Consider the following 12911-nt stretch of genomic DNA (forward strand, 5'->3'; position numbering starts at 1 on the left):
TTGCCGAAAGGGAGTCGAGAACCATGCTGACATTGTACTACGCGCCCGGAACCTGCGCGCTCGCAAGCCTTATTGCCCTGGAAGAATCCGGCTTGGCCTTCGAAGTCAAGAAGATCAGCCTGCGCGATGGCGAGCAGCGCTCGCCGGACTATTTGAAGATCAACCCGAAGGGCCGTGTGCCGGCTCTGGTCACCGATTATGGCGTGCTGACGGAAACGCCGGCGATCCTGGCCTATATCGCCCAGAGCGCGCCGGCCGCCAAGCTGGCGCCGCTTGACGATGCCTTCGAATTTGCCAGGCTCCAATCCTTCAACAGCTATATCTGCTCGACCGTGCATGTGAACCATGCCCACCGCCCGCGCGGCTCGCGCTGGGCCGACGAGCCGGCGGCAATCGAGGCGATGAAGGCCAAGGTGCCTGAGAATATGGCCGATTGTTTCACGCTGATCGAGCAGACGATGTTCGAAGGCCCATGGGTGATGGGCGAAGCCTATTCGCTCGCCGATCCCTACCTCTTCGTCATGACCGACTGGCTGCCGTCCGACGGCGTCGATCCCGCCCGCTTCGAAAAGGCGAGCGACCATCACGCCCGCATGCTGCAGCGTCCCGCCGTCCAGCGAGCGCTGGCCTACGATCGGGCCTGATCCTTAAATCCGGCGGCAAGCTTCTTCGGCGCCCGGAACAGCCAGGCGCCGATCAGCCGCAGCCGCAATTCCTCGTCGCCGATCACGGCGGCGCGCACCGGCAGATGCGGCCAGCCGACATAATGATCGGTTTGAAAATAGACGTCGGGCACCATCTCCAGCAGGTGATCCTTGTCGTCGAGCGAAATCGAGATCACGATCGTCTCCGCATTCTTCACCGCCACGAAGCTCCTGCCGCCGACCTTCAGCGCCGGATTGCCGTAGGAGGTGCTCTCCTCGACATCAGGCAGCCCGGCTTCTGCCGCCAGCCGCTTCAGGCGTTCGAAGATCGCATCGACATCGCCGGCCATGTTCCGCCCTTTCTGCCAGGGCGAAAGCTTAGAGCATGATGCCGAAAAGTGCGGGCGAAAGGCACGGGCCTATCCGCGCGGGTGTGGGTAATAATTTGGCAAACCATCGTGCCTCAATGCGCATTGAGGTCACCATCCTTTGATGCAATTCCAGAGGAGATACTCCTCTTTATCGCCTGGCTGATTTCCGTCTTGCTTATCCCCAGCGATGCCTCCAGATTGCGCACAGAGTAGGGATCGCCGCCTTGCGATTCCAGCTGAAGCCACTCGTCTTCCCGATGTTCTTCCTGTTCTTGAAGGCTGACGAGCTTCAGTAAAATCACGATGTCTTGGCTTTTCATCCTAACTGTCCTTTGTCCTGGGACTGAGGACAAAGGACAGCTTAAGGGTCGGGTCAAAGTTGGATGACCCTCAAGCCGATAGAGCCCAATGCCGAAGAGGGTGATCGGTTTCGGACGACATGATGCTCTCTTTCTTTGACTTAGTGTTTTCACGCGCATTTCGCCAACGGCGACTTGTCCTCCGCCTGAAAGCCGGCCGGCATCCCGAGCGGCAGATCGGCGATTTCGCGCATCGACATGCGCTCGACCTCGGGATGCCGCAACGGATCGTCCTTCCAAGCGGTAGCATCGGCAATTTCCGCGCTGCCCACAGGAAGAGCGGGCCTCAAGAAAAACTTCAGCAACGACATGGCATGCCTCGCTTTCTTCAGTGGCGCGGATGTGATCGCGCAGCGGTTTTCGCCTCTCGTCCACGCAATTACGTTCGAATGGGTTGCCTATGCTTGCAATGTCGGCCTCAGCAGGCAGATTTTCAATTGAGAATAACGCTGAGGCGCTATAGAAAAACTATATGAAGAACTTGAACATGGTCCATCTCAACGGCCTGCGGGCGCTGGAAGCCGTCGGCCGTCTCGGCTCATTGCAGGCCGCTGCCGATGAACTCGGCGTCTCGGTCGGCGCCGTCAGCCAGCAGGTGATCAAGGCCGAAGCCCAACTCGGTCAGGTGATCTTCGAGCGCACCGCCAGAGGCATGGTCGCCACCGAAGCCGGCCGGCCGGTGCTTCTGGCGCTGGACGAGGGTTTTGCCCGTCTTTCGGCGGCGGTGTCGATCGCCAGCCGCAAGGACGATACGATTCTGACGATCTCGGTGGCGCCGGTTTTCGCCGCCCGCTGGCTCGTCTGCCGGCTCGATCGCTTCGCCGAGCGTCATCCCGACATCAAGCTGCGGCTGGATGCGACGACCAATCTCGTCAATCCGGCGCTTTGCGACGTCGATATCGGCATCCGCGTCGGCAACGGCAAGTGGCCTGACGTGAACGCCGAACTGTTATTGGCACAGGAGGTCTTTCCCGTCTGCTCCCCCGAGATGGCGGCGAATTTGAAGGAACCCGCCGATATCCTCGCACTGCCTGCCATCATCGATGGCCGCGCCATGTTTACCTGGGAGGTCTGGATGCGCGAGGCCGGACTATCCGGCGCCACCCTTTCGACCCGCCACGTCTTCAACGATGCCTCGCTCTGCCTCGATGCGGCGATCGCCGGTCAGGGCGTCATGCTGGCCTGGCAGACCCTTGCCGGCTTCGCGCTCGTCGAGGGCCGGCTCGTCGCCCCCTTCGGCATTCGCGCCCGCACCGGCTTCGGTCACTATTTCGTCACCGCCGAAGGCACGCGCGAGCCGAAGAAGGTCAAGGATTTCAAGGCCTGGATCCGTGAGGAAATGGCCGGCACGCTGGCGCTTTTCACGTAGTTTTCAGACCTCGACCGGCTCCTTGGCACGCGTCGCCTGCATCGCCTTGTAGGCCGGGCGGGACTGGCAGCGCTCGATCCAGGCTTTGATATTCGGATGCGCGTCGAACAGGGCCTCTTCGCTCTGGGCGTAGCGCAGCACCTCGGCGATATTGAGATCGGCGACGGTGAAGCGGTCGCCGACGATCCATTGCCGGCCGTGAAGGTGGCTTTCGAGAGCCGCCAGCGGCCTGCGCAGCAGGCGACAGGCGACGGCGATCGTCTGCTTGCCGTCTTCGCTGTTTTCAAGCCCGTCATCATAAGTGAGCACGATCTTCACCGTCTGCGGTTCGACCTGCGACGCCGCCCAGACCGTCCACATCGTCAGCAATCCGTCTTCTTCGACGGTTTGCCCGCCAAGCGGTCCGCCATATTTGCGCGCGAGGTAGAGGTTGATGGCGAGCGACTCGTGCATGACGAACTCGCCGTCCCTGATGCTGGGAATCTGCGCCATCGGATTGACGGCAGCGAAGTCAGGCGAGTGCGTGTTAAGCGCCGCCTCCGGCGCCAGCGGATCTGCGAGCCGCCTTGCCTGCAGCACTGGCACCGACCGGAATTCGAGCCCAAGCTCCTCGGCCATCCAGTAGACACGCGATGCGCGCGAGCGATAGACCCCGTAGACTGTCAGCATGATGGATATCCCCCTCGATATTTGTCCAGGAGAGCGTAAATGCCGGATCGGGTTGCGAAAAGTCCCTGCCGCTAATGGGATGATGAAAGCTTTTGATGCGAGTGCTCGGACCGACTAGGGCTCAGTTCGGATGCACTTCCCCGCCCGCAACGATCGAAGCACAATTGCTGCCGTTTCGAAGGAACAATGGCAACGCCAGCGGGTTCGACTCGGAGATTAGAACCCCCAAGGTGTCCACAGCGATCAACCGCACCCCAAAACATACACCTGCAACGAAAGGAGAATGTCATGACGGGGAAGAAGACGCATGAACAGCAGCTTCGCATCATCGAAAAACGCGAGAAAACCGCCAATGCCGACGAGGCCTTCGACGCGGCGGCGGATCTGCACCGGAATGAACAGGCGAAAGAAGCTTATCGAAAAGGAAGCGATCTGCAGACCGGCACCGATTCCGGAAACCAGGATCGGAGCATTGTGCGCGGCCGCAATCAGGAAAGCGGGCATAAAAAGGGAAGCGGTCGCCCGTGAGAGGGAAGGAGAAGGTCATGGCTTTGACATTGATCAGCAAAGCTTTCGCAGAAGACCAGCCGATTCCTGCGAAATATGCGCGAACGGGCGAGAACCTCTTCCCGCCGCTGGCCTGGAGCGAAGCTCCTGACAAAACCAGGAGCTTCGCTCTGGTGGTCGAGGATCCGGACGCCCCTCATGGCACGTTCCGCCATTGCGGGATCGCCAACATCCCGGCTGAGTGGACTGCTCTTGGCGAAAGTGCCGATACGGCGCCGGAGCACGCGCCGCGATTCTATCGGAATGATTTCGGCCAAGCCCGTTATGACGGCCCGCAACCGCCGCCCGGCGATCCCCCGCATCGCTATATCTTCCGCCTCGCCGCTCTCGACGTGCCGACACTTTCGATTCCCGATGCCGCCGGCATAGGCGTGATGTGGGCAGAGGCAAAGAAACACACATTGGAGGAAGCGACCGTCACCGGCACCTATCAGGCGCGATAACCGATGGAAATTGACCGTGGATCACGACGTGCTCCTCAGGAGACGCGGTTCCGCTCGACGGTGAGCTGCGCATAGGGCGCGCCGCCGCCCGCCATCTCGCCGGAGACCTTCTTCTCCCATTGGAATCCTAAAACCGCCCCTTCGGCGGTCTCCTGGAAGATGTTGTCGGTGATGACGGCGGTTCCTGCGCCATCGGCGACCGAGACGGCGCATCCCACAGGCGCCTTGCGCACCACATTGCCTGTCACAACGACGTTGCGCAGATAAGGACCCCAGCCGATCTGCAGGCCCCAGCGCGGCGCGTCCTCGATCACATTGCCTGAAATCAGCGTATCGGCCTCCGCCGCGATGCCGATGCCGAAACCGACCTCGTGTTGATAGGGGCCTTTTAGCGTCAGGTTGCGCACGACGTTGCCCGTGACGCTCGCCAGCCGGCCGCCCTCGTCGAAATTGGCGATCGAGATGCCGTTTGCCGCCCCGTCGATCATATTGGCGGAAACGACGGCGCCCTCGAATGCGAATTCGACGTAGATCGCCGTCTCGCCGGAACGCCGGCACTGATTGCTGCTGATCTGGATGTTCGAGGCAGAATTGGCTCGGATCGCTGTAAAGGCGCAATCGGAGATCTGGTTGTTCACCACCATCACGCCGTCGGCGCGGAAGATGTTGATGCCGTTGCCGTTTTGCCCGGTGCCGCCGTCATTGGCGCGGATGTTGGAGATGCGGTTGCCGGAGACGACAGTGCCGTCCTCCGCCTTCTTCCAGCGGTGCACCAGGATGCCGCCATTGCCGCAATCCGAGACCGTGTTGCCGGTGACCGAGAGGGCGGTGGAATCGACCGCGTAAAGCCCGGATTGGGCAGCTCCCGAGATGCGGCTGCGCTCGATCCGCCCGCCGCAGCGCTCCAGTTGCAGGCCGTGCTTGCGGCTGCCGCCGATCTCGCAATTGTCGATCAGCACCTCGTCGACGCCGGTAAATTGCAACAGCCCGCCGGCATAGTCGCCGAGCCAGCGGTTGCCGCCGTCGATGACGAGATTGGAAAGCTCGATCCGCCGCACGTTCTCGGCCGCAAACAGATGGCCTTCGCCGGTATAGACGATCCGCGAGGCGCCGGGCACGCCAGTGATACGCGTATTGTCCGGCAAAGCGAGATTGGAAACCCGGTAGGTGCCGGGCGGCAGGAAGACTGGCACGTTCTCACGCGCCGCCTGTTCGATCATCTGCTGCAGGTTGCGGGTCTTGCGGTTGCCGTTTTCGGGAATGGCGCGATATTCCACCGCGTCGATCGCCCCGCGCAGATCGGGCTGAGCGGCCGCCGTCAGCGGCGAGGCAAGCGCGCGCGATGCCCCTCCCGCAACGGCCGAGGCAGCGAGGAATAGAAGCATGTCGCGGCGTGAAGGCATCCGGGGATCACTTGTCATAACGGGCCCGTAGCAGGAAACGTGCCAAGCGCGCAGTATTCTTTTGGCACAAGCTTGGCAACGGCGGGCGAAATCGCCGTTATGGCCGAGGCCGACGGCAGGATATCGCCGCTTATATTGTCGTCTTGTTCACCCTTTCATTTAAGCAAGCCGAAGGAAATGAGGACTACTTTTAAGGGAATTTCTATGATGACGGGTGCGGGATACGGCCTTCGGCCGGCGGGGAGAATGGCGGCATGCACGAACCGAGTGCCAGGCGATGGGAATCAGCCGATGCCCTGACGGCCGAAACGCGGCGTATCGTCGCCGCGACGGAGGCAATGATGGCATCGACCGCCCACCACCTTTCCGAGGGCATCGAGAATCTGCGCCTCAAGGCGATCGTCCACGAACTTCCGGATTTCCTCTACGTCAAGGATCGTGACAGCCGCTTCGTCTTCGCCAACGCCGTCACCGCCAGCAGCCTCGGCCTGCAGCGCGCCGATCTGATCACCGGCAAGCGCGACTTCGACCTGTTCGATTTTGAGACGGCGCGCCGCCATTTCGACATCGAGCAGCAGATCATGGCGACGGGCGAAGCCCGCATCGACATGGAGGAATCCTACGTCCTTCCCGGCAGCAGAAGGCCGATATGCCGGCTGACCTCGAAGATACCGCTGCGCAATGATCGCGGCGAGATCGTCGGTCTGATCGGCGTTTCCCGTGATATCACCGAACGCAAGCGCCAGGAGGATCTGCATCGCGGCCAGGCGGGCCTGCTCGAAATGATCGCCCGCAACGAGCCGTTGCCGATGATCCTCGAGGCGCTCGTGCTGATGATCGAGGCGCAGCTGGATGGGATTGACGGATCGGTGCTGCTGCTCGACGGCGAGGGCACCAGGCTCTATCACGGCGCATCTCCCAATCTGCCCGGCGGCTACAGCCGCCTGATCGATGGCGTTACGATCGGCCCCAAGGTCGGCTCCTGCGGCACCGCGGTGTGGCGCGGCCAGACGGTGATCGTCGAGGACGTGACGGTCGATCCGCTCTGGGAGGATTTCCGCGCGATGATCGCGCCGTTCGGCTTCCGCTCCTGCTGGTCGACGCCGATCGCGACGTCTGAGAATAACGTGCTCGGCACGTTTGCACTCTATTCCCGGGCAGTCCGCCGCCCCACCGAGCACGAGATGACGCTGGTGGCGCTCGCCACCCATATCGCCGGCATCGCCATCGAGCGCAAGCGCGTCGATGACCGCATCCATTTCATGGCCCATCACGACGATCTCACCGGCCTGCCGAACCGCGCCTTCCTGAAGGAACGGCTGGCGAGCATCCTCGATCAGGCCCGGCGCAACAACCGCAAGGTGACCGTCGCCTATATCGATCTCGACAATTTCAAGGACATCAATGACGGCCGCGGTCACGCCGCCGGCGACGAGGTCCTGAAAGAGACCGCCGCCCGCATGGCTAACAGCGTCAGGGCCTCCGATATTGTGGTGCGTCTCGGCGGCGACGAATTCCTCGTCGTGCTCGTCCACCAGTCGAGCCACGATGCCGGCATCACGCGCCGCCTTCGCGAGCTGCAGAAGGCAATCAACCGGCCGATCCGCGGCGCGAACGGCGAGATCACCGTCACCTCGAGCATCGGCGTTGCCGCCTTCCCCTTCGATGGCGCGACCTCGGAAGAGCTTCTCGCCAATGCCGACCGCGCCATGTACCGCGCCAAAGAACTCGGCCGCAACACATTGCAATATCACGACTGCGGCGGCACGCCCGTCGGAATGCCGCTCGGCGAGCAGGAGGAGTTGCACCAGGCGATCACTGGCGGCCAGCTGTTCCTGCAATACCAGCCACAGGTCGATGTCGCCACCGGCCGTATCACCGGCCTCGAAGCGCTGGTGCGCTGGAACCATCCGGCAAAGGGCAGGATGCCGCCGGTCAATTTCATTCCACTCGCCGAAGAGACCGGCCTCATCGTTCCCCTCGGCCTCTGGGTGCTGAATGAGGCTTGCCGCCAGGCGCGGCTTTGGCAGGACATGGGCCTGGCGCCGCTGACGATCGCCGTCAACGTCTCGGCCAAGCAGTTCGCCGATCCGGATTTCGCAACCCATGTCGCCGAGGCGCTGGAGCGCCACCGTCTGCAGTCCCGCTGGCTGGAGCTTGAAGTCACCGAAAGCGTGGTGATGCAGAATGCCGAACGGGCGCTTGCCATGATGGAAACGCTGCGGGGGCTTGGCGTGCGCCTGTCGATCGACGATTTCGGCTCCGGCTATTCCAGCCTTGCGGCGCTGAAAACCTTCCCCTTTGACCGCCTGAAAATGGACCGCTCGCTGGTCGAGGCCCTGCCGGGCGACAAGACCGCCGTCGCCATCGCCTCGGCGGTCATTTCGCTGGCGCAGACGCTGAAGCTCTCGGTTCTCGCCGAAGGCGTCGAAACCGACGCCCAGATGGATTTCCTGCGCCAGGCGCACTGCGAGGAGGCGCAAGGCTTCCGCTTCTCCAAACCGGTCTCGCCGGAGGAGATCCCGGCATTGCTGCGGGCACGCAGTCTCTGAGCCTTATTTCATCAGCCTGCCGATCGCCTCGATCTCTAAACACGAATGATATTGAGCCGCAGAGCGTTCACGACGGCCTGCGTTCTTGTCGTACATCCGAGCTTCCTGATCGCGCTGCCTATGTGATTGTTGACCGCATTTTCTGTGAGATCGAGAAGCTTGGCAATTTCATTGCCCTTCCTGCCGCCGGCGGTCAGCCTCAGGCAGTCCAGTTCGCTCGGCGTAAACTCGATGGGCTTGTGTTTCTCGTTCAATGTCAGCTGCGAGAGCCGGTCATAGATCAGTGTGGCGATGAACAGCAGCTTCGCCATTTCGACCATGCTGAAATTCCGAGATCCCGAAATCGACATGGCGCCGCGTCCACCCGCGGCATCGTGAACAGGAAAATAGGCCCCTTTTTCCATGCCGTATCGGTTGAACAGCTCGATGACCGTGGACTTCTTGCCTCCTCCACGATTGGTATTGATCGCTTCGACATCGTAGTTGAAGGGGCTGGTCGATCTCAGCATCCGGCGCATGACCGGACTGTCGACCATCAGGTTATGCGCATCATAATAATCGACCATCTCCGCCGGCCAGTTGGTGATGATCTTTGTTGCGCCTATTTCAACGAAGTCGACAGTGGGTAGCGTCATGATCAGGAAGGCAGTCATTCCCAGATCCTGAGTGAGGCCCTTCATATATTTGAAAACTTCGTAATGCGTGTTGAAGCCTGCGGCGACTTCCTCAATTCGATTGAACTCGGCCTCGAGTATCATGACTTTCTCCGATCGCCGGTCGTATCCGGCGCTTGGCGGCTGATGTGTCCACCTTATCCGCTCGTATCGGAGGTTGATTCTACACGCTCGAAGGACGGTGAAATATGCTTTTGCAGGGGAAAGACAGAAGGCCTCCGGCTGCCGGGAACACAAATATAAAGGGCAGTCTGTGCTTAACAAAGAGTAAACGTGGCTACGAATTTCCGGAGCGGGCCGAGATAAAAAAGCGCTCTGTTCGCGCGCGAAATTCATGCCGGAAGATCCTCTGCCGAAGCGACCCTTCTGGCATCTCCCATACAAATAGCTGATTCTACTTTGTTATTTTCTCGCGCGGCCGCGGTATGCAGGGGCCAGTTCTGCGATGGCCCGGTTAATGGATGCTTAAAGAATTTATCGGATTTTATTTTCAGGTTGCTCGTCCAGCGCAAGCCCGCGATGGGTCGCGGCAGTCACGCTCAGAGTTGAGTTAGGGGGAAAGCATGACGAAGATAGGATTCAGCTTCCGTTCGGATGCTAAGGCTGTACTGGCCGCGATGAGCAGGTCGCAGGCCATCATCGAATTTGACCTTACCGGCAAGATTCTAACGGCCAATGCCAATTTCTGCGCTGCGCTCGGTTACCAACTGTCCGAGATTGTCGGCCAGCACCACCGGATGTTCGTCGAGCCGGCAGAAGCCTCGTCGACCGATTATCGTGAGTTCTGGGGAAAGCTCAGCCGGGGCGAGTTCGATCGGCGCCAATACAAGCGCATCGGCAAGGGCGGCAAGGAAATCTGGATCGAAGCCTCCTATAATCCCGTCTTCAGTGGCGGAAAACCGTATAAGGTTGTGAAGTTCGCCACCGATATCACGAAGCAGAAGCTGCAAAGCGCCGAGGATGCCGGCAAAATAAGCGCGCTTTCGCGGGCCCAGGCGGTAATCGAATTCACACCGAAAGGCGAGATTCTGACGGCGAACGAGAATTTCCTGTCGGCGCTCGGCTACCAGCTTGCCGAGATCCAGGGGCGCCACCATTCGATGTTTTGCGAGAGCGCTTACGCAAACAGCGACGATTATCGGCGGTTCTGGGAGCGTCTGTCAGGTGGCGAATTCGTGGCTGACGAGTTTATGCGCATCGGCAAGGGCGGGAAAAAGATCTATATCCAGGCCTCCTACAATCCGATCTTCGACATGAACGGCAAGGTCTTCAAGGTCGTTAAATTCGCCACTGACGTCACTACGCGCGTCAGCAATGTCGATCAGCTCGCGGCATCCCTAACGTCCCTGTCCGCAGGGGATTTGACCCAGGAAGTCGCGACACCGTTCATTCCGACACTGGAAAAACTCCGGATCGACTTCAACGCGGCGGTGAGCAAGCTGCGCACTGCGATGCAGGTCGTGGCCCAGAACGCAACGGGCATTGCCGCCGGGGCCCAGCAGGTTCGTTCCGCCTCGGACGATTTGTCGAAGCGCACGGAACAGCAGGCAGCCTCCGTCGAGGAAACAGCAGCCGCCCTTGAACAGATCACCACAACGGTCTCCGATTCCAGCAACCGCGCCCAGGAGGCCGGCCAACTGGTGCGCAGCACCCGCGAGAATGCCGAGCGCTCCGGCGCGGTGGTCCGCAACGCCGTCGAGGCCATGGGAAAGATCGAGACATCGTCCGCGGAGATCGGCAATATTATCGGCGTGATCGACGAAATCGCGTTTCAGACCAATCTGTTGGCGCTGAACGCGGGCGTCGAGGCGGCACGCGCGGGCGATGCCGGCAAGGGTTTTGCGGTGGTCGCGCAAGAAGTTCGCGAGCTTGCCCAGAGATCGGCCAAAGCGGCAAAGGAGATCAAGGAGCTCATCAGCGCCTCCAACGAGCATGTGAAGAGCGGGGTGACCCTGGTCGGCGAAACCGGCAAGGCCCTGGAAGAGATCGTCGCCCAAGTTCAGCAAGTCAACGGCAATGTTCTGGCGATCGTCGAAAGTTCCAAGGAGCAGGCGACGGGATTGAAGGAAATCAACACGGCCGTAAACACCATGGACCAAGGTACGCAGCAGAATGCCGCCATGGTGGAGGAATCGACGGCCGCGGCCCATGGCCTTGCCAAAGAAGCTGATGCGCTTTTCCAGCTGCTGGGTCAGTTCAACATCGGCGGCACGGCGCAACGTCAATATCGCCCGACCGCGGTAACTGCGGCCTCCAAGCCTGCGACGTCGCCGGCCCGGGCAAGGACGGCCAAGGTGGCTGCCGCCTTTTACGGGAATGCCGCGGTAGCAGGAGGCGAGTGGGAAGAGTTCTGATCGCGCATGAGTCGGCTGGCGGTCTCGGACCCGAGATCGGCAGTGCGCCGGCATGCCGATTTTCATCAAGAATTTACAGCAAGTTATCGTGCGTATGAGGGGGAAGATATTGTGCCCTGGCAGTGTTGATAGGCAATGTGGCTGCGGTCTCGCTCGTTATCTCGGTGTGGATGCACCTGCACTACAAGCTCTATCGCCTTTCCAAGGTCCAGGCGAAACTTGGCTTCGGCTCGCGAACAGGAGATCATGGCGACCGGCGAATCCATCGTCGACTTCGAGGAACCGCTCGTCCAAGGGAATGGCCGGGAACGCTCGTTCCTGACGTCGAAGGTCCCGTTGCGGAACCGCCACGGCGGACCAGGCGCTTTACACGGCGAAGAAGCATGGCCGCGACCGTGTTGAGGCGGCCGCAGATCAAGCACGAGCGGCGTAATCTCGAAGACAGCTCGGACACGTCCTCAACGATGTCCGAGGACGAACCTCATTTCACAAGCTTACCGATTGCCTCGATCTCATTCGTCCATATGCCCGCTGCATAGTTTGGCGGCAGCCGCGCCAGTTGCGCGGGGTCGTCGATGCCGGTGGAAAAATCGCTGCCGCGATAGGGGCCGAGCACGAAAACCTCGGTCCCGGCATCTGCCATCCGGTTGAGAAAACGATCCGGCCAGCCCCAGAGCCACGGCGCGATATTGATCGGCACCAGCATCATCGCGTGTTTGCATTCGTCCGGCAGCAGGCCGGTCCAGCCATAGCCGATATAGCCGGTGAGGCAGCCCTTCAGGCTCTTGCGCGAGGCAGTCTTGATACCGGGTGCCATCAGGCGGAGCACGTCGATTGGCTCGTCGCCACCATAGACGATGATCTCCGCCCGCCGCTCAGTGGAAAGCCCGTTGAGCACGGCGGCGAGCTTTTCGCCCTCGGAGGGATCGCGGCTCTTGACGTTGATCAGGAAGCGCCGATCCGGAAAGGTGGACAGCACCTCGGCAAGCGTCGGCATCATGCCGATGCCCCGGCCGCGAAAGGGAAAGGTCTTGCCGCCATCGGCGGTATAGCCATAGCCGATGTCGAGCCTCTTCATGTCAGCCATCGAATGCTCGTGGGTGACGCCATGCCCGTCGGTTCGGCAGTCGAGCGTCCAATCGTGAAAAACCGCAAACTGCCCGTCCGTCGTCGGATGCACGTCGATCTCGACTATATCGGCGCCGGCCGCAAAACCTGCCTGCATCGACGGAAGTGTGTTTTCCAGATAGTCGTGTTTCGGCGGCAGCATGCGGCTCGCCGTGCAGGTGTCGTTCTTGAGATCGGTTTCGTCGAACCGCTGGGCGATGCCGCGATGGGCGAGCAGCACCGGCTTTCCCGGCCGATGTTCGGCGAGCAGGCTGGTATTGTTGAGGTAGATGCCGGCGACTGCAACCGCGATCGCCGCGGCGCAATAGAAAAGCTTCCTGCCCAAGTTGATCCCCCTCTGGTTGCATCGACGAGCAAGTGCTAGAAAGCGATTCCGGT

14 protein-coding genes are annotated in these 12911 nt (G+C 60.9%); 7 read left to right on the forward strand and 7 right to left on the reverse strand.

The window, feature by feature from the left end:
- The first annotated feature begins 23 nt into the window (after window positions 1-23).
- Window positions 24-644: a glutathione S-transferase family protein gene (locus tag HFO71_RS11315; RefSeq protein ID WP_077975906.1), complete on the forward strand. Its 621-nt coding sequence runs from the start codon at window positions 24-26 to the stop codon at window positions 642-644.
- On the opposite strand, the gene HFO71_RS11320 is transcribed toward HFO71_RS11315, so the two are convergent.
- The 3 genes from HFO71_RS11320 to HFO71_RS11330 form a co-directional block, all read right to left on the reverse strand.
- Window positions 629-994 (reverse strand): MmcQ/YjbR family DNA-binding protein, encoded by a 366-nt coding sequence (locus HFO71_RS11320; protein ID WP_077975908.1) that lies wholly within the window; start codon window positions 992-994, stop codon window positions 629-631. The genes HFO71_RS11315 and HFO71_RS11320 overlap by 16 nt on opposite strands.
- 113 nt (window positions 995-1107) lie before the next feature.
- Window positions 1108-1335, reverse strand: a complete 228-nt coding sequence (locus HFO71_RS11325) for a hypothetical protein (protein ID WP_231285188.1) — start codon at window positions 1333-1335, stop codon at window positions 1108-1110.
- Window positions 1336-1484: 149 nt separating this feature from the next.
- Window positions 1485-1685, reverse strand: coding sequence for a hypothetical protein (locus HFO71_RS11330; RefSeq protein WP_077976276.1), 201 nt, complete (start codon window positions 1683-1685; stop codon window positions 1485-1487).
- 161 nt (window positions 1686-1846) lie between these two features.
- Here HFO71_RS11330 and HFO71_RS11335 point away from each other — a divergent pair, with 161 nt between their 5' ends.
- Window positions 1847-2743 carry a LysR substrate-binding domain-containing protein gene (locus tag HFO71_RS11335; RefSeq protein ID WP_131641517.1) on the forward strand — a complete coding sequence of 299 codons (897 nt, stop codon included), beginning with the start codon at window positions 1847-1849 and terminating at the stop codon, window positions 2741-2743.
- A gap of 3 nt (window positions 2744-2746) precedes the next feature.
- Here the strand turns inward: HFO71_RS11335 and HFO71_RS11340 are convergent, their stop codons facing one another.
- Complete coding sequence (locus HFO71_RS11340) at window positions 2747-3412, reverse strand: glutathione S-transferase family protein (RefSeq protein WP_065279280.1); 666 nt, start codon at window positions 3410-3412, stop codon at window positions 2747-2749.
- Between the two features lie 288 nt (window positions 3413-3700).
- On the opposite strand from HFO71_RS11340, the gene HFO71_RS11345 reads away from it, so the two are divergent.
- Both HFO71_RS11345 and HFO71_RS11350 read left to right on the forward strand, forming a co-directional pair.
- On the forward strand, window positions 3701-3940 hold the full coding sequence (locus tag HFO71_RS11345) for a hypothetical protein (protein WP_131641516.1): 240 nt from the start codon (window positions 3701-3703) through the stop codon (window positions 3938-3940).
- Between the two features lie 17 nt (window positions 3941-3957).
- Window positions 3958-4422 carry a YbhB/YbcL family Raf kinase inhibitor-like protein gene (locus HFO71_RS11350; RefSeq protein ID WP_131641515.1) on the forward strand — a complete coding sequence of 155 codons (465 nt, stop codon included), beginning with the start codon at window positions 3958-3960 and terminating at the stop codon, window positions 4420-4422.
- Window positions 4423-4457: 35 nt separating this feature from the next.
- Here HFO71_RS11350 and HFO71_RS11355 read toward each other — a convergent pair whose 3' ends face one another.
- Window positions 4458-5825, reverse strand: a complete 1368-nt coding sequence (locus HFO71_RS11355; RefSeq protein ID WP_131641514.1) for a TIGR03808 family TAT-translocated repetitive protein — start codon at window positions 5823-5825, stop codon at window positions 4458-4460.
- A gap of 254 nt (window positions 5826-6079) precedes the next feature.
- Here HFO71_RS11355 and HFO71_RS11360 point away from each other — a divergent pair, with 254 nt between their 5' ends.
- The gene (locus HFO71_RS11360) at window positions 6080-8377 is read left to right on the forward strand and encodes a sensor domain-containing protein (RefSeq protein WP_221988102.1); all 2298 of its coding nucleotides are present in this window, start codon (window positions 6080-6082) and stop codon (window positions 8375-8377) included.
- Between the two features lie 35 nt (window positions 8378-8412).
- On the opposite strand, the gene HFO71_RS11365 is transcribed toward HFO71_RS11360, so the two are convergent.
- Window positions 8413-9135, reverse strand: a complete 723-nt coding sequence (locus tag HFO71_RS11365; protein ID WP_077975919.1) for a helix-turn-helix transcriptional regulator — start codon at window positions 9133-9135, stop codon at window positions 8413-8415.
- A gap of 479 nt (window positions 9136-9614) precedes the next feature.
- Between HFO71_RS11365 and HFO71_RS11370 the strand changes: the two genes are divergently transcribed.
- Window positions 9615-11405: a methyl-accepting chemotaxis protein gene (locus HFO71_RS11370; RefSeq protein WP_077975921.1), complete on the forward strand. Its 1791-nt coding sequence runs from the start codon at window positions 9615-9617 to the stop codon at window positions 11403-11405.
- Between the two features lie 246 nt (window positions 11406-11651).
- Window positions 11652-11807: a PAS domain-containing protein gene (locus tag HFO71_RS36310; protein ID WP_331275732.1), complete on the forward strand. Its 156-nt coding sequence runs from the start codon at window positions 11652-11654 to the stop codon at window positions 11805-11807.
- A 79-nt stretch (window positions 11808-11886) separates the two neighbouring features.
- Here HFO71_RS36310 and HFO71_RS11375 read toward each other — a convergent pair whose 3' ends face one another.
- Window positions 11887-12858, reverse strand: coding sequence for a glycerophosphodiester phosphodiesterase family protein (locus tag HFO71_RS11375; RefSeq protein WP_221988104.1), 972 nt, complete (start codon window positions 12856-12858; stop codon window positions 11887-11889).
- Between the last annotated feature and the right edge of the window lie 53 nt (window positions 12859-12911).

The organism is Rhizobium laguerreae (assembly GCF_019778565.1).
GTDB lineage: Bacteria > Pseudomonadota > Alphaproteobacteria > Rhizobiales > Rhizobiaceae > Rhizobium > Rhizobium laguerreae.

Coding starts and splice junctions, on each gene's coding strand:
- HFO71_RS11315 (WP_077975906.1), top strand. CDS start 24: ATGCTGACATTGTACTACGCGCCCGGAACCTGCGCGCTCGCAAGCCTT.
- HFO71_RS11320 (WP_077975908.1), bottom strand. CDS start 994: ATGGCCGGCGATGTCGATGCGATCTTCGAACGCCTGAAGCGGCTGGCG.
- HFO71_RS11325 (WP_231285188.1), bottom strand. CDS start 1,335: ATGAAAAGCCAAGACATCGTGATTTTACTGAAGCTCGTCAGCCTTCAA.
- HFO71_RS11330 (WP_077976276.1), bottom strand. CDS start 1,685: ATGTCGTTGCTGAAGTTTTTCTTGAGGCCCGCTCTTCCTGTGGGCAGC.
- HFO71_RS11335 (WP_131641517.1), top strand. CDS start 1,847: ATGAAGAACTTGAACATGGTCCATCTCAACGGCCTGCGGGCGCTGGAA.
- HFO71_RS11340 (WP_065279280.1), bottom strand. CDS start 3,412: ATGCTGACAGTCTACGGGGTCTATCGCTCGCGCGCATCGCGTGTCTAC.
- HFO71_RS11345 (WP_131641516.1), top strand. CDS start 3,701: ATGACGGGGAAGAAGACGCATGAACAGCAGCTTCGCATCATCGAAAAA.
- HFO71_RS11350 (WP_131641515.1), top strand. CDS start 3,958: ATGGCTTTGACATTGATCAGCAAAGCTTTCGCAGAAGACCAGCCGATT.
- HFO71_RS11355 (WP_131641514.1), bottom strand. CDS start 5,825: ATGCCTTCACGCCGCGACATGCTTCTATTCCTCGCTGCCTCGGCCGTT.
- HFO71_RS11360 (WP_221988102.1), top strand. CDS start 6,080: ATGCACGAACCGAGTGCCAGGCGATGGGAATCAGCCGATGCCCTGACG.
- HFO71_RS11365 (WP_077975919.1), bottom strand. CDS start 9,135: ATGATACTCGAGGCCGAGTTCAATCGAATTGAGGAAGTCGCCGCAGGC.
- HFO71_RS11370 (WP_077975921.1), top strand. CDS start 9,615: ATGACGAAGATAGGATTCAGCTTCCGTTCGGATGCTAAGGCTGTACTG.
- HFO71_RS36310 (WP_331275732.1), top strand. CDS start 11,652: ATGGCGACCGGCGAATCCATCGTCGACTTCGAGGAACCGCTCGTCCAA.